The sequence below is a fragment of the Streptomyces sp. NPDC021020 genome, assembly GCF_044333285.1.
Lineage (GTDB): Bacteria > Actinomycetota > Actinomycetes > Streptomycetales > Streptomycetaceae > Actinacidiphila.
The window spans coordinates 326,370-345,753 of the sequence record NZ_JBIRQQ010000004.1; the positions used below are offsets into that span (position 1 = coordinate 326,370).

At 72.5% G+C, this 19,384-nt stretch carries 11 protein-coding genes; 4 read left to right on the forward strand and 7 right to left on the reverse strand.

Features of this window, described 5'->3' with window-relative positions; all coding sequences use genetic code 11:
- Positions 1–29: 29 nt before the first annotated feature.
- Entirely contained in the window at positions 30–1,202 is a 1,173-nt protein-coding gene (locus tag ACH4SL_RS13420; protein ID WP_398445322.1) for an acetate kinase, read from the reverse strand.
- An 11-nt stretch (positions 1,203–1,213) separates the two neighbouring features.
- Positions 1,214–3,298, reverse strand: a complete 2,085-nt coding sequence (gene pta / locus ACH4SL_RS13425; protein WP_398444657.1) for a phosphate acetyltransferase — start codon at positions 3,296–3,298, stop codon at positions 1,214–1,216.
- 233 nt (positions 3,299–3,531) lie between these two features.
- Between pta and ACH4SL_RS13430 the strand changes: the two genes are divergently transcribed.
- Positions 3,532–4,530 carry a 2-hydroxyacid dehydrogenase gene (locus ACH4SL_RS13430; protein WP_398444659.1) on the forward strand — a complete coding sequence of 333 codons (999 nt, stop codon included), beginning with the start codon at positions 3,532–3,534 and terminating at the stop codon, positions 4,528–4,530.
- Between the two features lie 28 nt (positions 4,531–4,558).
- The gene (locus ACH4SL_RS13435; protein WP_398444661.1) at positions 4,559–5,584 is read left to right on the forward strand and encodes an ATP-dependent 6-phosphofructokinase; all 1,026 of its coding nucleotides are present in this window, start codon (positions 4,559–4,561) and stop codon (positions 5,582–5,584) included.
- A gap of 22 nt (positions 5,585–5,606) precedes the next feature.
- Here ACH4SL_RS13435 and glgB read toward each other — a convergent pair whose 3' ends face one another.
- The 4 genes from glgB to ACH4SL_RS13455 all read right to left on the reverse strand — a co-directional run bounded on the left by glgB (position 5,607) and on the right by ACH4SL_RS13455 (position 13,606).
- The gene (glgB, locus tag ACH4SL_RS13440) at positions 5,607–8,111 is read right to left on the reverse strand and encodes a 1,4-alpha-glucan branching enzyme (RefSeq protein WP_398444663.1); all 2,505 of its coding nucleotides are present in this window, start codon (positions 8,109–8,111) and stop codon (positions 5,607–5,609) included.
- A 46-nt stretch (positions 8,112–8,157) separates the two neighbouring features.
- Complete coding sequence (locus ACH4SL_RS13445) at positions 8,158–9,609, reverse strand: maltokinase (protein ID WP_398444665.1); 1,452 nt, start codon at positions 9,607–9,609, stop codon at positions 8,158–8,160.
- A gap of 314 nt (positions 9,610–9,923) precedes the next feature.
- Entirely contained in the window at positions 9,924–11,624 is a 1,701-nt protein-coding gene (gene treS, locus ACH4SL_RS13450; RefSeq protein ID WP_398444667.1) for a maltose alpha-D-glucosyltransferase, read from the reverse strand.
- Positions 11,621–13,606: an alpha-1,4-glucan--maltose-1-phosphate maltosyltransferase gene (locus ACH4SL_RS13455; RefSeq protein ID WP_398444669.1), complete on the reverse strand. Its 1,986-nt coding sequence runs from the start codon at positions 13,604–13,606 to the stop codon at positions 11,621–11,623. The genes treS and ACH4SL_RS13455 overlap by 4 nt, the downstream gene beginning before the upstream one ends.
- A 748-nt stretch (positions 13,607–14,354) precedes the next feature.
- On the opposite strand from ACH4SL_RS13455, the gene glgP reads away from it, so the two are divergent.
- Positions 14,355–16,964 carry an alpha-glucan family phosphorylase gene (gene glgP / locus ACH4SL_RS13460; RefSeq protein WP_398444671.1) on the forward strand — a complete coding sequence of 870 codons (2,610 nt, stop codon included), beginning with the start codon at positions 14,355–14,357 and terminating at the stop codon, positions 16,962–16,964.
- A 312-nt stretch (positions 16,965–17,276) separates the two neighbouring features.
- Positions 17,277–18,731 carry a hypothetical protein gene (locus tag ACH4SL_RS13465; RefSeq protein ID WP_398444673.1) on the forward strand — a complete coding sequence of 485 codons (1,455 nt, stop codon included), beginning with the start codon at positions 17,277–17,279 and terminating at the stop codon, positions 18,729–18,731.
- Between the two features lie 8 nt (positions 18,732–18,739).
- On the opposite strand, the gene ACH4SL_RS13470 is transcribed toward ACH4SL_RS13465, so the two are convergent.
- On the reverse strand, positions 18,740–19,261 hold the full coding sequence (locus tag ACH4SL_RS13470) for an NUDIX hydrolase (RefSeq protein ID WP_398444675.1): 522 nt from the start codon (positions 19,259–19,261) through the stop codon (positions 18,740–18,742).
- Positions 19,262–19,384: the final 123 nt, after the last annotated feature.

Sequence of the window (19,384 nt, forward strand, 5' to 3'; positions counted from 1 at the left end):
TCCTGGGGCTTCGCGTGGCAGTGAGGTGGTCAGCCGCCCTGCGGGGCGGCCGCCAGTGCGTAAGTATCGCGGGCGATCTCCAGCTCCTCGTCGGTGGGGACCACCGCGACCGCCACCCGGGACGAATCGGCCGACACCAGGCGGGCCGCGTGGCCGCGTACGGCGTTGCGTACCGGATCCATGGTGACACCCAGACTGTCCAGACCGAACAAGGCCGCCCCGCGGACCGCCGCCGAGTTCTCGCCCACCCCGGCGGTGAACGTGATCGCGTCGACCCGCCCCAGCACAGCGGTGAAGGCCCCCACGTAGCGGCGCAGCCGGTGCACGTAGACGTCGAAGGCCAGCTGGGCCGCCTTGTCGCCCTCCGCCATCCGGCGGCCGATCTCCCGCATGTCGTTGTCGCCGCACAGGCCCAGCAGCCCGGAGCGCTTGTTGAGCAGCCGGTCGATCGCGTCGGTGTCCATCCCGCCGACCCGCTGGAGGTGGAAGACCACCGCCGGGTCCAGGTCGCCGGAGCGGGTGCCCATCACCAGGCCCTCCAGCGGCGTCAGCCCCATCGAGGTGTCCACGCACACCCCGCCGCGCACCGCGGACGCCGAGGCGCCGTTGCCCAGGTGCAGCACGATGGTGTTGACGTCCGCCGGATCCCGGCCGAGCAGGGCGGCGGTCGCACGGGAGACGTAGGCGTGCGAGGTGCCGTGGAAGCCGTAGCGGCGGATGCCGTAGCGGTCGGCCGTCGCGGTGTCGATCGCGTAGCGGGCCGCGGCCTCGGGCAGCGTCGCGTGGAAGGCGGTGTCGAAGACCGCGACCTGGGGCAGGTCGGGGCGCAGCTCGCGGGCGACCTTGATACCGGTGATGTTCGCCGGGTTGTGCAGCGGCGCGAGCGGCACCAGCTCCTCGATACCGGCCAGCACCTCGTCGGTGATCAGGGTGGGCTCGGTGAAGCGGGTGCCGCCGTGCACCACCCGGTGGCCGACCGCCGCCAGCTCCGGCGAGTCCAGGCCGAGCCCGCGCCCGCCCAGCTCGTCCGCGATCGTCCGCAGCGCCTCGGCGTGGTCGGCGGGCCCGCCGGGCTCGCCGATCCGCTCCACCACGCCGGACGCCGGCCGCTGCTCGTCCGCCATGTCGACGATCTGGTACTTCACCGACGACGAGCCGGAGTTGAGCACCAGGACCCGGGTGCCGCGCGCCGCCGTGCTCACTGCCGCCGTGCTCACTGGGAGTCCCCCTGCTGTGCCTGGATCGCGGTGATCGCGACCGTGTTGACGATGTCCTGGACCAGCGCGCCGCGCGACAGGTCGTTGACGGGCTTGCGCAGGCCCTGCAGGACCGGGCCGACCGCGACCGCGCCCGCCGAGCGCTGCACGGCCTTGTAGGTGTTGTTGCCGGTGTTCAGGTCGGGGAAGACCAGCACCGTGGCCTGCCCGGCGACGGCCGAGCCGGGCATCTTGGTGGCCGCGACCGACGGGGCGACCGCCGCGTCGTACTGGATCGGGCCCTCCACCAGCAGCTCCGGGCGGTGCTCGCGCACCAGCGCGGTGGCGGTGCGGACCTTGTCGACGTCCGCGCCGGTGCCGGAGGTGCCCGTCGAGTACGACAGCATCGCGATCCGCGGCTCCACGCCGAAGCGGGCCGCGGTCGCCGAGGCCTGGATCGCGATGTCGGCGAGCTGCTCGGCGTCCGGGTCGGGGTTGACCGCGCAGTCGCCGTAGACCAGGACCTTGTCGGCCAGGCACATGAAGAAGACCGACGAGACGATGGCGGCTCCCGGCCGGGTCTTGATGATCTCGAAGGCCGGGCGGATGGTCGCGGCGGTCGAGTGCACCGCGCCCGACACCATGCCGTCGGCCAGCCCCTCCTGCACCATCAGGGTGCCGAAGTAGGAGACGTCCGCGACGACGTCGTAGGCCAGCTCGTACGTCACCCCGCGGTGCGCGCGCAGCTTCGCGTACAGGGCGGCGAAACGATCCCGCAGCGGCGAGGTCTGCGGGTCCACGATCTGGAGCCCGGGGTCGTCCAGCGTGATGCCGAGGTCGCCCGCCTTCTTGCGGACCGCGTCCTCCTCGCCCAGCAGCGTCAGGTCGCACACGCCCCGGCGCAGCAGCACCTCCGCGGCGCGCAGGATCCGCTCCTCGGCGCCCTCGGGCAGCACGATCCGCCGCTTGTCGGCGCGGGCCCGTTCGATGAGCGCGTGCTCGAACATCATCGGCGTCACCCGCGCCGAGCGCGCCACCGACAGCCGGTCGGTCAGCTGCGCGGTGTCCACATGCGTCTCGAAGAGCCCGAGCGCGGTCTCGGCCTTGCGCGGGGTGCCCGCGCCGAGCTTGCCGTCCAGGGTGAAAAGGCCCGCGGCGGTCGTGAAGGACCCGGTGGACACCGCCAGCACCGGGGTGCCCGGCGCCAGCCGGTCGGCGAGGTTCAGTATGTCCGGGCCCGGCTTCTCGTCCAGCGTCAGCAGCAGCCCGGCGATCGGCGGGGTGCCCGCCGAGTGGGCTGCGAGCGCCCCCACGATGAGGTCGGCCCGGTCGCCCGGGGTCACCACGACGCAGCCCGGCGTCAGCTTCGGCAGGAAGGTCGGCAGCATCGCGCCGCCGAAGACGAAGTCCAGCGCGTCCCGCGCCATCCCGGCGTCGTCGCCGAGCAGCACCTCCGCGCCGAGCGTCTCGGCGATCTGCGCCACCGTCGGGGCCCGCAGCGCCGGCTCGTCGGGGAGCACGTAGACCGGCACCTCCGTGAAGCGCGCCAGCCGCTCCGCGGTCTCGTCCGCCTCGGCCGGCTCCACCCGGTTGGCGACCATCGCGATGACGTCGCAGCCCAGGCTGGTGTACGCGTGATGGGCGTTGCGCACCTCGGCCGCCACCGACTCGGCGGTCTGCGCGCGCTCCCCTATGACCACGATGACCGAGGCGCCGCACTCGTTGGCCAGCCGCGCGTTCACCGCCAGCTCCGCGGGCAGGCTGGTGCCCGCGAAGTCCGAGCCGAGCACCAGGACCGTGTCGTAGTCCGCCGCGACCCGCAGATACCCCTCCACCAGCCGGGCCGTCAGCGCCTCCTGGCCCTGCTCGGCCTGGAGCTCGGCGGCCTCCTCGTAGCCCAGCCCGAAGACGGTGGCCGGGTCCTGCGCCAGCCGGTAGCGGCTGCGCAGCAGCTCGAAGATGCGGTCCGGCGTGTCGTGCACCAGCGGCCGGTAGACGCCGACCCGGTCCACCTGCCGGGTCAGCAGCTCCATCACTCCCAGCTCGACCACCTGGCGGCCGTCGCCACGGCCGACCCCCGTGACGTAGACGCTGCGCGTCACCCGATTACTCCGTTTCGTCTTCCCCGCATCCGGGCATCCGCCCGCGTACGCAACGACGCTAACGTGCCCGCGCGGCGGACGCCCGCCGAGGGCCGCGCGGCGCATCGTTACCGTGTCTTAACAGGGCCGCGCGGGCGCGCACCGGCCCGTACGACACCGCCCGGATGCGCCCTGCCGGGGATCGCCGCACAGTGCACGTAGGGTGAAGACGAGCGAGCGAGGAGGGCGGTGCGATGGACGTCCTGGCCACCGGGGTGCAGCGCGAGGAGCGGCCGCTGCTGGAGGCCGCCTTCGCCGGGCGGCACGAGATCCGCTGCCTGGACACCACGCTCACCGCCGACACGCTGCCGCTGGCGGCCGGCTACGAGGCCGTCTCGACGAGCGTCAACGCGGTGCTGGACGCGGCCGTCCTGGAGGGTCTGGTACGCGGCGGCACCAAATTCGTCGCCCAGCGCTCCACCGGCTACAACAACATCGACATCGCGCACGCCGAGCGCCTCGGCATGACCGTCGCCCGGGTGGCCGCCTACTCCCCGTATTCGGTCGCCGAATTCGCCTGGGCCCTCGCGCTCGCCCTCGACCGGCGCATCGTGCGCTCCGCGAGCCGCACCCGGGACTTCGACTTCCGGCTCGACGGCCTGCTCGGCCGGGACTTCCACGGCCGCACCGCCGGCGTCGTCGGAACGGGCCGGATCGGCGCCGCCTTCACCGCGATCGCCCGCGGCTTCGGCATGCGGCTGCTCGGCTGGGACCTCACGCCCAACCCGGAGTGCGAGGCGCTCGGCATGCAGTACGTGGAGCTGGACCGGCTCTTCCGGGAGGCGGACGTGCTCACCCTGCACGTCCCGCTCGCGCCCTCCACCCACCACCTGGTCGACGCCCGGCGGCTCGGCGAGATGAAGGACGACGCGCTGCTGATCAACACCAGCCGCGGCGCCCTCGTCGACTCCACCGCGCTGGTCGAGGCACTGCGCGAGGGCCGGCTCGGCGGCGTCGGCCTGGACGTCTACGAGGAGGAGGCGGGCGTCTTCTTCTACGACAAGTCACTCGAAGTGATGACCGACGACGTCCTCGCCCGGCTGCTGACCTTCTCCAACGTGCTCGTCACGTCGCACCAGGCCTACTACACGGTGGACGCCGTCGAGGAGATCGTCGCCGCGACGCTGCGCAACGTGAACGACTACGTGGCCGGCCGGATCACCGAGAGCACGCTGATCCCGCGCAGCCCCTGACCCACCCCTCGATGGAGAGACCCGCCCCATGCGTATCGGAGTCCTCACCGCCGGCGGCGACTGCCCCGGCCTCAACGCCGTCATCCGGTCGGTCGTGCACCGTGCGGTGACCGGGCACACGGACGAGGTGATCGGCTTCGAGGACGGCTTCGTCGGCCTGCTCGAAGGCCGCTCCCGGCCGCTGGACCTCAACTCCGTCAGCGGCATCCTCGCCCGCGGCGGCACGGTGCTCGGCTCGGCCCGGCTGGAGCGCGACCGGCTCCGCGAGGCCGCGGAGTCCGCCGACGACCTGTGCGCCCGCTACGGCATCGACGTGCTCATCCCGATCGGCGGCGAGGGCACGCTCACCGCCGCCCGGATGCTGTCGGACGCCGGGATGCCGGTCGTCGGGGTGCCCAAGACCATCGACAACGACATCAACGGCACCGACCGCACCTTCGGCTTCGACACCGCCGTGACCGTCGCGACCGAGGCCATCGACCGGCTCAAGACCACCGCGGAGTCCCACCAGCGGGTCATGGTCGTCGAGGTGATGGGGCGGCACGCCGGATGGATCGCGCTGGAGGCCGGCATGGCCGGCGGCGCGCACGGCATCTGCGTCCCCGAGCGGCCATTCGACCCCGCCGACCTGGCCGGCATGGTCACCGAGCGCTTCGAGCGCGGCAAGAAGTTCGCGGTGATCTGCGTCGCCGAGGGCGCGCACCCGGCCAAGGGCACCATGGACTACGGCGTCGGCGAGATCGACAAGTTCGGCCACGAGCGCTTCCAGGGCATCGGCACCACGCTCGCCCGCGAGCTGGAGCGCCGCCTCGGCAAGGAGGCCCGCCCGGTCATCCTCGGCCACGTCCAGCGCGGCGGGGTGCCGACCGCCTTCGACCGGGTGCTCGCCACCCGCTTCGGCTGGCACGCCGTCGAGGCCGCGCACAAGGGCGCGTTCGGCCACATGACGGCGCTGCACGGCACCCGCGTCGACACCGTGCCGCTCGCCGACGCGGTCACCTACCTCAAGACCGTGCCGGAGGACCGGATGGAGGAGGCCGAGTCGGTCTTCTGAGCCTCCTCCCTCCGGCGGCCGGTCAGGCGTGGTCGGGCCGCAGCCACACCGTCGCCAGCGGCGGCAGCGTCAGCACCACCGTGTGCGGGCGGCCCTGGTAGGGCGTCGGCTCGGTCTTGACGTGGTCCGGCAGCAGCACCCCGCTGCCGCCGTAGCGCAGCTCGTCGGTGTTGAGCACCGGCGCCCACACCCCGGCGGGCGAGCCGAGGCGGTAGTCGTGCCGGACGACGGGGGAGAAGTTGCTGACGCACAGCAGCGGCTCGCCCGCGGTGTCGAAGCGCAGGAAGGCGAAGACGTTGTCCTCGGCCGCGCCGCCGTCGACCCACTCGAAGCCGCCCGGATCGGTGTCGCGCTGCCACAGCGCGGGCGTGGCCGCGTACACCGCGTTGAGGTCGCGCACCAGCTCCTGCACCCCGCGGTGGTCGCCCGAGGCCTCGTAGCCCGGGTCGAGCACCCACCAGTCCGGGCCCTTCTCGTACGACCACTCGCCGCCCTGCGCGAACTCCTGGCCCATGAACAGCAGTTGCTTGCCCGGGTGGGACCACATGAAGCCCAGGTACGCGCGTTCGGTGGCGCGCTGCTGCCACCAGTCGCCGGGCGCCTTGGACACCAGGGCGCGCTTGCCGTGCACGACCTCGTCGTGCGAGATCGGCAGCACGTAGTTCTCGCTGTACGCGTACACCATCGAGAAGGTCATCTCGTCGTGGTGGTACCTGCGGTGCACCGGCTCGTGCCCGAGGTAGCCCAGCGAGTCGTGCATCCAGCCCATGTTCCACTTCAGGCCGAAGCCGAGGCCGCCGAAGCCGGTGTGGCCCACGTGGTGCGTCGCGCGCGTCACGCCGTCCCACGCCGTCGACTCCTCGGCGATCGTCACGACGCCGGGGCAGCGGCGGTAGACGGTGGCGTTCATCTCCTGGAGGAAGGCCACCGCGTCCAGGTTCTCCCGGCCGCCGTACGCGTTGGGGACCCAGTCGCCGCCCTCGCGGCTGTAGTCGAGGTAGAGCATCGACGCGACCGCGTCCACCCGCAGGCCGTCGATGTGGAAGTCCTCGCACCAGTACACGGCGTTGGCGACCAGGAAGTTGCGGACCTCGGTGCGGCCGAAGTCGAACTCCAGCGTCCCCCAGTCCGGGTGCTCGGCGCGCCGCGGGTCGGCCGGCTCGTACAGCGGCTCGCCGTCGAAGCGGGCCAGCGCCCAGTCGTCCTTCGGGAAGTGCGCCGGGACCCAGTCCATGATCACGCCGATACCGGCGCGGTGCAGCGCGTCCACCAGGAAGCGGAAGTCGTCCGCCGAGCCGAGCCGCGGCATCGGCGCGTAGTACGAGGTGACCTGGTAGCCCCACGAACCGCTGAAGGGGTGGCCCGCGACCGGCATCAGCTCCACATGCGTGAAGCCCAGGTCCTTGACGTACGCGGGCAGCACGTCCGCGAGCTCGCGGTAGCCCAGGCCCGGCCGCCACGACGGCAGGTGCAGCTCGTAGACGGAGAAGGGCGCGCGGTGCACCGGCACGTCCGCGCGGTGCGCCATCCACTCCTCGTCGCGCCAGGTGTACGCCGACTCCGTCACGACCGACGCGGTCGCCGGCGGCACCTCGGTGGCCCGCGCCATCGGGTCGGCCTTCATCCGGCGGTGCCCGTCCGGGCCGGTGATCTCGTACTTGTACGCCGTGCCCGCGCCCACGCCCGGCACGAACAGCTCCCACACGCCGGACGAGCCGAGGCTGCGCATCGGCAGCGAGGTGCCGTCCCAGTACGTGAAGTCCGCCGCGAGCCGCACCCCGCGGGCGTTCGGCGCCCACACCGCGAAGCGGGTGCCCGCCACGCCGCCGTGCGTCATGACCCGGGAGCCCAGCGCCTTCCACAGCTCCTCGTGCCGGCCCTCCCCGATCAGGTGCAGGTCCAGCTCGCCGAGCGAGGGCAGGAAGCGGTAGGGGTCGTCGCCGGTGACCTCGGCGGAGTCGTACGTGACCGCGAGGCGGTACGTAGGCGCTGCCGCTAGCGGGAGGTGGGTACTGAAGAGGCCGTCGGCCTCGGGTTCCAGGTCCACGCGGAGGCCGTCCGCGACGAGCGTGACCTTCTTCGCGAAGGGCTTCAGGGCCCGCACCCTGACGCCGCCCTTTTCGGGGTGCGCCCCGAGCACGCTGTGGGGGTCGTGGTGCGATCCGGTGACGAGGCGCTCCCGCTCCTCCCCGGAGAGGGCCCCTTCCCCTACGGCGGGGGCCGAGCCACCAGGGGCGCGGGGAACTGCGCGCTCGGGCCCCACCGGGGCGCGGGTAGGGACCGGCCGAAAGGGGCTGTTGCTGTCGTTCCCGGACCACCGCCCGGTGGTGGGTTGCTCGCGCAGTTCCCCGCGCCCCTGGTGGGCGCCCTCCTGCGCGGGCGCGCGCCTCTGGTGGGCGCCCTCCTGCGCGGACGCGCGGCCCTGGGGGGTGCCGCCTCCCGAGGCGGCGGGGTGCGGGGTGGTGGCGTCGTAGCCGCGGGCCGCGGCCTCGGGGAGGCCGCCGGGGGGAGTGGGGTCGGGGGTCACGGGGTTCTCCTCGGGCGGACGGGCGGACGTACAGGTCGGGTGGGGACTACGCCGAGGCGAGTCGGGCGAGCGCGGACAGCGGGATAGGCAGCCACGCCGGACGGTGCCGCGCCTCGTACCGCGCCTCGTACACCGCCTTGTCCGTCTCGAAGGCCCGTATCAGGACGGGCTGCTCCCGCGGATCGGTCCCGGACACGGCCGCGTAGCCGGTGCAGTACGCGGCGCGGTGGCGTTCGGCCCAGGGGCCGTTGCCGCTGTGGTGGGCGGCGTAGTCGAAGGAGCGCAGCATCCCGGCGACGTCCTGCACCGGCGGCGCGGGTCTGCGGCGTTCGGCGAGCGGGCGGGCGGGCTCGCCCTCGAAGTCGATGAGCACCCACGCTCCGTCCGGGCCGCGCAGCGCCTGGCCGAGGTGCAGGTCGCCGTGGATGCGCTGGGCGGTGACGGGGCGGCCGGTGCGGGTGGCGGCGGCGCCGAAGCGGGCGAGGTCGTCGAAGGCGGAGCGCAGTGCGGGGGCGTACGGGCGGACGGCCGGGACCTCCGCGGCGGTCTCGTCCAGCCGCCGGGCCATGCCGGCGGCGACGCGTTCGAGCGCGGGCCCGTCGAGCGCGTGGACGGGCAGCGCCGCGGCGAGCGAGGCGTGCACCTCGGCGGTGGCGCGGCCGAGCGCGGCGGCCTCGGCGCGGAAGTCGCCGTCGTCGGCGACGGAGGCGAGCGCGAGGGCCCAGCCGTCGGCGGAGCCGGGCAGGTAGCGCTGGAGCACGCCCAGCGTGACGGGCTCGGCGCCGGCGGCCGCGGGCAGCGACTCGAACCACGCGACGGGCTCGGCCACCCGCCGCGATCCGGCCCGCGCGAGGGCCAGCGACAGCTCCAGGTCCGGGTTGGTGCCCGGCGAGACGCGGCGGAAGAGCTTGAGGATGAAGCTGTCGCCGTAGACCAGCGAGGTGTTGGACTGCTCGGCGGTGGACACGCGCGGCGGGAGCCCGGGCGGGAAGACGGCGTCCGGCTCGGTCGTGAAGCGCAGCGGCCCGGTGCGGCCGGGCAGGGTGAGGCGTTCCAGCAGCAGGGCGGCCAGCCGCGGGTCGTGCGGGGCGTCGTAGAGGGTCAGCCCGTCGTACGGGCCGCCGGTGGCGGGGCCGAGGGCGCTGCGGATGAGGGCGGAGGGCAGCAGCGGGTGGGCGCCGAGCAGCAGTTGGTAGCAGTCGGCGGGGCGGCCCGGCTGCTCGACGTCGACCAGCAGGTGCAGCAGCCCGACCGGGCCGAGCGGGCCCCCGGGCGGCACCAGTTCGGTGGCGGCGGCCAGCCGGAAGCCGCTGATGGCCAGCCCCTTGCCGGCGAACCACCGCTGCCGCGGCAGCCACGACCGCAGCAGCGGCTCCAGTGACCGTACGAGCCCGTCGCGCGGTACGGCGGTGTCCGGTGCGGGCCCCACCAGCGCGGTGGTGGCGGGCTCTTCCGAGGGCGGGGTGGAGGGAATGCGGGTCCAGGAGCTGTCCGACATGACGTCCTTTCCCCGGGGAGTCGCGCACCCGGCCGCTACGACGAACGGCGGGGGCGCCAGCCTCCCGGATGACGGGTTCGGGCTGTCCGGCGACACGGGGAGCCTGCCCCGGGCGGGTGACAGGAAACCGCCGTACGGCCCGCCCGCGTAACAGTCCGGCGGCCCGGCCGACGGGGACGTGCGGGGAAACCGGTGACGCCGGGTGCGGCGGCTGGATATCTGGATCCTGCCAAAGGTGCGTCAGGTCCGCTACTCGGGGCACCCGCAGGGGGCGTCTCGGGTGCGGGGGGCCGGACCCTTCCGGCCCCCCGCCGTCATGACGCGTCGCGGCGCAGCCGGAACCAGTAGAAGCCGTGGCCCGCGAGGGTGAGCAGGTACGGCAGCCGGCCGATCGCCGGGAAGCGGACCCCGCCGATCAGCTCCACCGGATGGGACCCGGTGAAGCTGCGCAGGTCCAGCTCGGTGGGCTGGGCGAAGCGGGAGAAGTTGTTGACGCACAGCACCAGGTCGTCGCCGTCCTCCCGGAGGAAGGCGAGGACGGCCGGGTTGCTGGAGGTCAGCTCGGTGTAGGAGCCGACCCCGAACGCGCGGTTCTGCTTGCGGATCTCGATCATCCGCCGGGTCCAGTGCAGCAGCGAGCTGGGTGAGCTCATCTGCGCCTCGACGTTGGTGACCTGGTAGCCGTAGACCGGGTCCATGATCGTCGGCAGGTAGAGCCGGCCCGGGTCGCTGGAGGAGAAGCCCGCGTTGCGGTCCGGCGTCCACTGCATGGGGGTGCGTACGGCGTCGCGGTCGCCGAGCCAGATGTTGTCGCCCATGCCGATCTCGTCGCCGTAGTAGAGGATGGGCGACCCGGGCAGCGACAGCAGCAGCGCGGTGAACAGCTCGATCTGGTTGCGGTCGTTGTCGAGCAGCGGGGCGAGCCGGCGGCGGATGCCGATGTTGGCCCGCATCCGCGGGTCCTTGGCGTACTCCGCGTACATGTAGTCGCGTTCCTCGTCGGTGACCATTTCGAGGGTCAGCTCGTCGTGGTTGCGCAGGAAGATGCCCCACTGGCAGGTGTCGGGGATGGCCGGGGTCTTGGCCAGGATTTCCGACACCGGGTAGCGGGACTCACGGCGTACCGCCATGAAGATCCGCGGCATGACGGGGAAGTGGAAGGCCATGTGGCATTCGTCGCCGCCCTTGCGGAGGTCGCCGAAGTAGTCGACGACGTCCTCGGGCCACTGGTTGGCCTCGGCGAGCAGCACCGTGTCGGGGTACTGCGCGTCGATCTCGGCGCGCACCTTCTTGAGGAAGTCGTGGGTGCGCGGCAGGTTCTCGCAGTTGGTGCCCTCCTCCTGGTAGAGGTAGGGGACCGCGTCCAGCCGGAAGCCGTCGATGCCGAGGTCGAGCCAGAAGCGCAGGGCGCCCAGGATCTCCTCCTGCACCGCCGGGTTCTCGTAGTTGAGGTCCGGCTGGTGGGAGAAGAAGCGGTGCCAGTAGTACTGCTTGCGGACCGGGTCGAAGGTCCAGTTGGACGCCTCGGTGTCGACGAAGATGACCCGGGCGTCGGGGAACTGCTTGTCGTCGTCGGCCCAGGTGTAGAAGTCGCCGTACGGGCCGTCCGGGTCGTTGCGGGACGCCTGGAACCACGGGTGCTGGTCGCTGGTGTGGTTCATGACGAAGTCGATGATCACGCGCATGCCGCGCTGGTGGGCGGCGTCCACGAATTCGACGAAGTCGGCCAGGTCGCCGAATTCGGGCAGGACCGCGGTGTAGTCGGCGACGTCGTAGCCGCCGTCGCGCAGGGGGGAGGCGAAGAAGGGCGGCAGCCAGAGGCAGTCGACCCCCAGCCATTGCAGGTAGTCGAGTTTGGCGGTGAGCCCTTTCAGGTCACCGACACCGTCGCCGTTGCTGTCCTGGAACGAGCGGACGAGGACTTCGTAGAACACCGCCCGTTTGAACCAGTCGGGATCACGGTCCTTGGCCGGTGTGTCCTCGAACTTGTCAGGGACGGGTTCGTTGACGATCAACTGAGTGACCCTCCGATCGATGGAGTAGGTCGCAGCGACAGGACGTGCGCGGGCGCGCGGCCCGGCTCAAGGCGCACATAGTTGTCCCTGCCCCAGTGGTAGGTCTCGCCGGTGAGCGCGTCGCGCACCGGCACGGAGTCGTGCCAGGACAGGCCGAGCTCCGGCATGTTCAACGACACGGTCGCCTCCTGGGTGTGGAACGGGTCCAGGTTGACGACCACCAGTACGACGTCGTCGCCGCGGCGCTTGGAGTAGGCGATCATGGCGTCGTTGTCCACCGGGTGGAATGTGATGTCCCGCAGCTGCTGGAGCGCCGGATGACGGCGGCGCAACCGGTTGAGCGTGGTGATCAGCGGGGCCAGCGAGCGCCCCTGGGCCTCGGCCGCCGCCCAGTCGCGCGGCCGCAGTTCGTACTTCTCCGAGTGCAGGTACTCCTCACTTCCGGGCGCGGCGGAGGCCGCCTCGCACAGTTCGAAACCCGCGTAGACACCCCAGCTGGGGGAGAGGGTCGCGGCGAGCACCGCCCTGGTCTCGAAGGCCGGGCGGCCGCCGGTCTGGAGGTAGGCGTGCAGGATGTCGGGGGTGTTGACGAAGAAGTTCGGCCGCATCCAGGCGGCCTTCTCACCGCTCAGCTCGCGGGCGTAGGCCTCCAGCTCGTCCTTGGCGGTGCGCCAGGTGAAGTACGTGTAGGACTGCTGGAAGCCGATCTGGCCGAGCGCGCTCATCATCGCCGGGCGGGTGAAGGCCTCGGCCAGGAAGATCACGTCCGGGTCGGTGCGGTTGACGTCGGCGATGACCTTCTCCCAGAAGACCACCGGCTTGGTGTGCGGGTTGTCGACCCGGAAGATCCGCACCCCGTGCGCCATCCAGTGCCGCAGCACCCGCAGCGTCTCGCGGACGATGCCGGGGAAGTCGGCGTCGAAGGCCACCGGGTAGATGTCCTGGTACTTCTTCGGCGGGTTCTCGGCGTACGCGATCGAGCCGTCGGCGCGGTGCGCGAACCACTCCGGGTGCTTCTCGACCCAGGGGTGGTCCGGCGAGCACTGCAGGGCGAAGTCGAGGGCGACCTCCATCCGCAGCTCGCGGGCGCGGGCCACGAAGTGGTCGAAGTCCTCCAGGGTGCCCAGTTCCGGGTGGACCGCGTCGTGCCCGCCCTCGGGCGAGCCGATCGCCCACGGCGAGCCGACGTCGTGCGGGCCGGCCGTCAGGGCGTTGTCGCGGCCCTTGCGGAAGGCGGTGCCGATGGGGTGGATCGGCGGCAGGTAGACGACGTCGAAGCCCATCGCGGCAACGGCCGGCAGCCGCTCGGCGGCGGTGCGGAAGGTGCCGTGCCGTACCGGCACCCCGTCCTCCACGACCGCGCCCTCGGAGCGCGGGAAGAACTCGTACCAGGAACCGAACAGCGCCCGCTGCCGCTCCACGTGCAGCGGCTGCGGCCGGGTCGCGGTCACCAGCTCGCGCAGCGGGTGCCGGTCCAGGACGGCGACGGCGTCGGGGGCGAGGGCGGCGGCGTGCCGGGCGGCCACCGAGCGCTTGGTGTCCCGCAGCCCGTCGACGGCCGCCAGGACGGCCTGCCGCCCGTCGTTCTTCGGCACCCCGGCCGCCGCCCGCTCGTACAGCAGCGCGCCCTCGGCGAGGACGAGGTCGGTGTCGATACCCGCCGGGATCTTGATCGCGGCGGTGTGCCGCCAGGTGGCCACCGGGTCCGACCAGGCCTCCACGCTGTACGACCAGCGGCCCTCGGCGCCGGGTGTGACGTACGCCCCCCACCGGTCGCTGCCCGGCTCCAGCTCGCGCATCGGGGTGTACGGCCCCGAGCGGCCCGCCGGGTCGCGCAGGACGACGTTGGCGGCGACGGCGTCGTGCCCCTCGCGGAACACCGTGGCCGTCACCTCGAAGGTCTCGCCGACGACGGCCTTGGCGGGCCGCCGGCCGCAGTCCACCAGCGGACGGACATCGAGTACGGGAATGCGACCGATCATTTCCTCACCTGACAGCGCTGGGACGGGCATGGACAACGGCACGAGCACACGACGGGCGTCCGGAGGACCGGCCGGGCCGGGGGGACCGGGGCCGGGAGGCCGGGAGTCCAAGGGGCCGGGCGGTCGCGTACGGCTTCCGCTCTTTTTAACTGTTCTTGGCGTTGTAGGCCTGCCTGCGGGGCCGCGGCCACCGGCGATCACCCGGGTGGCGGTCGCACGGCCGTCCGGGTGGCCTCGTCGGGCACCGACTGCTCCGTTCGGGTGCTGCGCACCGGGGAGCCTGCCCATGTCCACGCGCGTGACGCGTCCCCTGACGGCGTTTCGGGAGCACGGCGGGAATGCTGCGGTCCGCGCCCCCCGGGGGAGGGGCGGGCACGGGGTTCGGCCACGCCCGGGGCGTCCCGCCGGGTCCGGTTTCGTACCCTGACGTGCGCCCCCCAACGCGCCCCCGCGTACGCCCCCCAGGGGTGCGGAGCCGCAATCGAGGCACGTGCGAGCCGTGTGATCCAAGCTTCCAGCATGGCACCGCGCCGCCCCGGGCGCGGCGGTCGCGACCAGCGGTGACCGCGGCCGACGTGCGGTGGGAACCGGAACGACATCTCCCGGCCGCCTCTGGTACAGAAGGCTGAACGCGCCCGCGCCCGCGCCCCGGTGGCGCTCACTACCGTGCGCCGCCGTTCGAGCGTTTGAACCACCGGAATGGGGACAAGACCCGCGGCCCCCGCGCCCGTCCGGCTACGGTCGAAGGGTGAAGGCTATCCGTCGATTCACCGTGCGCACCGTCCTGCCGGAACCTCTGCGCCCGCTGGGGGATCTGGCCCAGAATCTCCGCTGGTCCTGGCACCAGGAGACCCGGGAGCTGTTCCAGTCCGTCGACCCGGACGGCTGGCGCGCCGCCCAGGGCGACCCGGTCCGGCTGCTCGGCACCGTCGGCAAGGACCGGCTCGCGGCCCTGGCCGCCGACCGGCGCTTCCTGCGCCGGCTGGGCGCCGCCGCCGAGGAGCTCGCCGACTACCTGAGCAGCCCCCGGTGGTACCAGGAGCAGACCGACCTGCCCGCGGCCGTCGCCTACTTCTCGCCCGAGTTCGGCATCACCTCCGCCCTGCCGCAGTATTCCGGCGGCCTGGGCATCCTGGCCGGCGACCACCTCAAGGCCGCGAGCGACCTGGGCGTCCCGCTCGTCGGCGTCGGCCTGCTCTACCGGCACGGCTACTTCCGCCAGACGCTCTCCCGCGAGGGCTGGCAGCAGGAGCACTACCCCGTCCTCGACCCCAACTCGCTCCCGGTCACGCCGCTGCGCGAGGCCGACGGCACCCCCGCCCGGATAAGCCTGGTGCTGCCCGGCGGCCGCGCGCTGCACGCCCGGATCTGGAAGGCCCAGGTCGGCCGGGTGCCGCTGCTGCTGCTCGACTCCGACGTCGAGGGCAACGGGCCCGCCGAGCGCGACGTCACCGACCGGCTCTACGGCGGCGGCAGCGAGCACCGGCTGCTCCAGGAGATGCTGCTCGGCATCGGCGGGGTGCGGGCCCTGCGCGCGTACTGCCGCATCACCGGCCACCCCGCGCCCGAGGTCTTCCACACCAACGAGGGCCACGCCGGCTTCCTCGGCCTGGAGCGCATCCGCGAGCTGTCACTGGACGGCCTGGACTTCGACGCCGCGCTGGAGGCGGTACGGGCCGGCACCGTCTTCACCACCCACACCCCCGTCCCCGCGGGCATCGACCGCTTCGACCGCGAGCTGGTCGCCCGCCACCTCGGCGACGGCGCGGAGCTGCCCGGCGTCGACACCGGCCGCATCCTCGAACTGGGCATGGAGACCCACCGCGGCGGCGACCCCAACCTCTTCAACATGGCCGTCATGGGCCTGCGGCTGGCCCAGCGCGCCAACGGCGTGTCCACCCTGCACGGCGCCGTCAGCCGGGAGATGTTCGCCGGCCTGTGGCCCGGCTTCGACCCCGAGGACGTGCCGATCACGTCCATCACCAACGGGGTGCACGCCCCCACCTGGGTCGCCCCCGAGGTGCTGCGGCTCGGCGCCCGGCAGATCGGCGCGCAGCGCGCCGAGGACGCCCTCATGACCGGCGGCACCGACTGCTGGGAGGCCCTGGGCGCCATTCCCGACACCGACCTGTGGGAGTTGCGCCGCGAGCTGCGCGAGCAGCTCGTCGCGGACGTACGGGCCCGGCTGCGCGCCTCGTGGCGGCAGCGCGGCGCGGGCGAGGCCGAGCTCGGCTGGACCGACCGGGTGCTCGACCCGGAGATCCTCACCATCGGCTTCGCGCGGCGCGTCCCGTCGTACAAGCGGCTCACGCTCATGCTGCGCGACCAGGACCGGCTCATGGAGCTGCTGCTGCACCCCGAGCGGCCGATCCAGATCGTCGTGGCCGGCAAGGCGCACCCCGCCGACGACGGCGGCAAGCGGCTGGTGCAGGAGCTGGTCCGCTTCACCGACGACCCGCGGGTGCGGCACCGCATCGTCTTCCTGCCCGACTACGACATGCGCATGGCCCGGCTGCTCTACCCCGGCTGCGACGTCTGGCTCAACAACCCGCTGCGCCCGCTGGAGGCGTGCGGCACCTCGGGGATGAAGGCCGCCCTCAACGGCTGCCTCAACCTGTCGGTGCTCGACGGCTGGTGGGACGAGTGGTACGACGGCCAGAACGGCTGGGCCATCCCCACCGCCGACGGCGTCGCCGACGAGGACCGGCGCGACCAGCTGGAGGCCGCCGCCCTCTACGACCTGCTGGAGCGGCAGGTCGCCCCGCGCTTCTACGACCGGGGCGGGCGCGGGCTGCCGCAGCGCTGGGTCGAGATGGTCCGGCACACCCTCACCACGCTCGGTCCCAAGGTGCTGGCCGGGCGTATGGTCCGCGACTACGTCACCCGGCTCTACGCGCCCGCCGCCCGCTCGCACCGCGCCATACAGGGTCCCGCCGCGGCGGAGCTGGCCGAGTGGAAGCAGCGGCTGCGCCGCCAGTGGTCCCAGGTGGCGGTGGACCACGTGGAGACCGACTCCGTCGAGGGCACCCCCGAACTGGGCTCCACCCTCACCCTGCGCACCCAGGTCACGCTGGGCGGCCTGGACCCGTCCGACGTGGACGTCCAGCTGCTGTCCGGCCGGGTGGACGCCGCCGACCGGATGGCCGAGCCCACGATCCTGTCCCTCAAGCCGGCCGGGCGCCCCGACATGGCGGGCCGCTACGTCTACGAGGGCCCGCTGACCCTCGACCGCACGGGCTCCTTCGGCTACACCGTCCGGGTCCTCCCCACCCACCGACTCCTCGCCACCCCGGCCGAACTCGGCCTGGTGGCCTTCCCCCCGGATTCCGCCGGCATGACCGCCGGAATCCTGCGCTGAGTGCTCCGTCCGCGGAGGCTGACGACGCGGGTCTCGGCCGGGGATCGTGAACCGAGCGCGGGCCTTTCTGTCCCGGTGCGCACTGCGCTGTCCGCACCGGCGTCCGGAACGGCCCGCGCGAGGGGCGGTCGGCGTGCCGTCTGCATCAGACCCGAGTCTCGCCCTCCGGCCACACGTCGTGCGCATGCTGGAACACGAACGGCTTCATGACTGTGCACCGTAGCGTCTCTACTCCGAAAGCGAGTTGACCGTGGGCGAGTTGGGTACGACCGGTTCCGACCCGCGGTTCGGGTTCGGCGGCGGAGGCGAATCATGAAGAGCACGCAGGTAGGGCTCGCGGCGTTCGAGACCAGAGTGGGCGAAGCTGCCCGGACCTTGCTGCACAACCAGGGGTACGACGGCGGGTGGGGCCTTACCCTGACCTCGGTCTCGTCGATCGTCAACACCAGCGAAGTCCTGCCGATTCTGCGGGCCGCCGGCATCGCCGGACAGCCGGTTCGCCAAGGGCTCGACTTCCTCACCGGCGCCGTTCCGGAGCACTCACGGCCCCGGCCCAAAGGCGGTCGTGGCGAGCACACCCGGTTCATCGCCTTCGGCCTGGCCGGACTGCTGTCCCACCCGTGCTTCTTTCACCACAACCGCGTCGCGGAGACCGCGGCCTGGTGCGTCGGCTGGCTGGAGGACCACCGGGTCGACCACGGCTGGCCCGAAGTTCTCGGACTCGACGACACCTCGCTGCACCAGACCGCTCTGGTGGTGCACCGGCTCGCCGAGCTCCGAGATGTGCTCCACGGCTTCGGCCCCGGACTCCTCTTACCCGGCGGAGTGGAGACCGCCGGCCTGCTGGAGCGCGTCACACCCCTGATCGACCACGGAGTGCACGGACTGCTCTACCACCGGCGCCCCAGCGGGGCATGGGGATGGCGTACCTACATCGGCACCGCCCCGAGCCCGAGCAAGACCGCGCTGTGCCTTCTCGCTCTGTCGGCCGTCTGCACCGGAACCGGGCCAGGCGGCGATCCCGCGTACCAGGACAACCCGCGGGAGACCGGCGGGGTGCACGGCTCGATGCAGCAGAAGAGGCTGTCGGAAGTGGTCGCCGGGGCCGGCCAGTGGCTGCTGCACAACCACCACCGGTGGGAGACGTTCGTCGAGGACGACAAGGACGTGCAGGGTACCGCGTGGGAACACATGGCGTACGCGTTGTGCACCCAGGCCGCCATGCGCGCCGGCGCCAGCCCGCGCGACCCCCGGCTCGCCAAAGCATGGAAGTTGATGAACGACCTGTGGGACCCGGAGGCCGGGCTGTGGAACGAACCGGGTGCCTCCGGCAAGCGCGCCACCATCCGGGCCGCGTATTACACGGTGTCGGCCTACGAGGAAGCGACGCAGCGTCTGGCCCGTATGAACCTCACCGACAGCGCCACCGAGGAGGCGAGCGAGGCGTCGGTCGAGATGATCACCGCTCGTGTAGCACTCGGCCTGGGCCGAACCGTCCTCGTCGGCGCACGCGACAGCGAAGGAAGCGTGGCGTGCGAGCTGTCGGAGCGCCTGTTCGACGTAGTCAAGGTCATGCATGACGCGCCCGAGGCCGGGCTGTCGACCGAGCGGATCGCGGCGGCGCTCTACGTCGCCCCGTCCTCGGTGCCCAAGTACGTTCAGCGCCTCAACCAGGCCGTCTCCGCGGCCTTCGGAGGCGCCCCGGCCCGGCTCCTGCTCGCCAGCACGGTGGACGGGGCCAGCGGGTATCGCCTCGCGGGCCGGTAGGCAGCCGCCTACGACGTGGCCCGCTCCTGCGCCACCGGGTAGTTCAGCAGGGCGAACCGTGCCAGGGAACGAACCTGGTCGAACGTCTTGAGGGTGTCGAGGTCGTCCAGGCCGAACCAGGCGGCCCCGTGCACTTCTTCGATCTGCGCCCGAACGGCCCGTTCCCGGGTGCCCGACTGCCGCTGGACAAAGAAGAACTGCACCAGCGCCGGGGTGGCGAACCCCTCCCGCTCGATGTCGACGTAGAACGGCACGGGCTCGGGCGTGGCGTTGGCATCGGCGGGGTGGATCTCCGGCCTGCTGGAGATCGCCTCCACCAGCAGACCCGTCTCCTCCTTGAACTCGCGCACCGCGGTCCCGGCGAAGGATTCACCGGGCTCGATGTGGCCGCCTGGCGGCACCCATTTGTCGAAGCGGTTGTGGTGCACGAGCAGCACCTTGCCGTGCTCGACGAGGTAGCCCGAGCAGATGTAGACGAAGCCGGTATCCCGGGACGTCCGGCCGTCTTGGATCAGGATCGAGCGAGCCACATTCGCCACGATATCCCACCGCGCTACACCCGAATTCCTGTGCAGGTCACGGCACTTCGGCATTGTCATCGCGTGGCCGATGACATGTCATCGGCAATGACACCGCGATGTCATCGGGCGCAC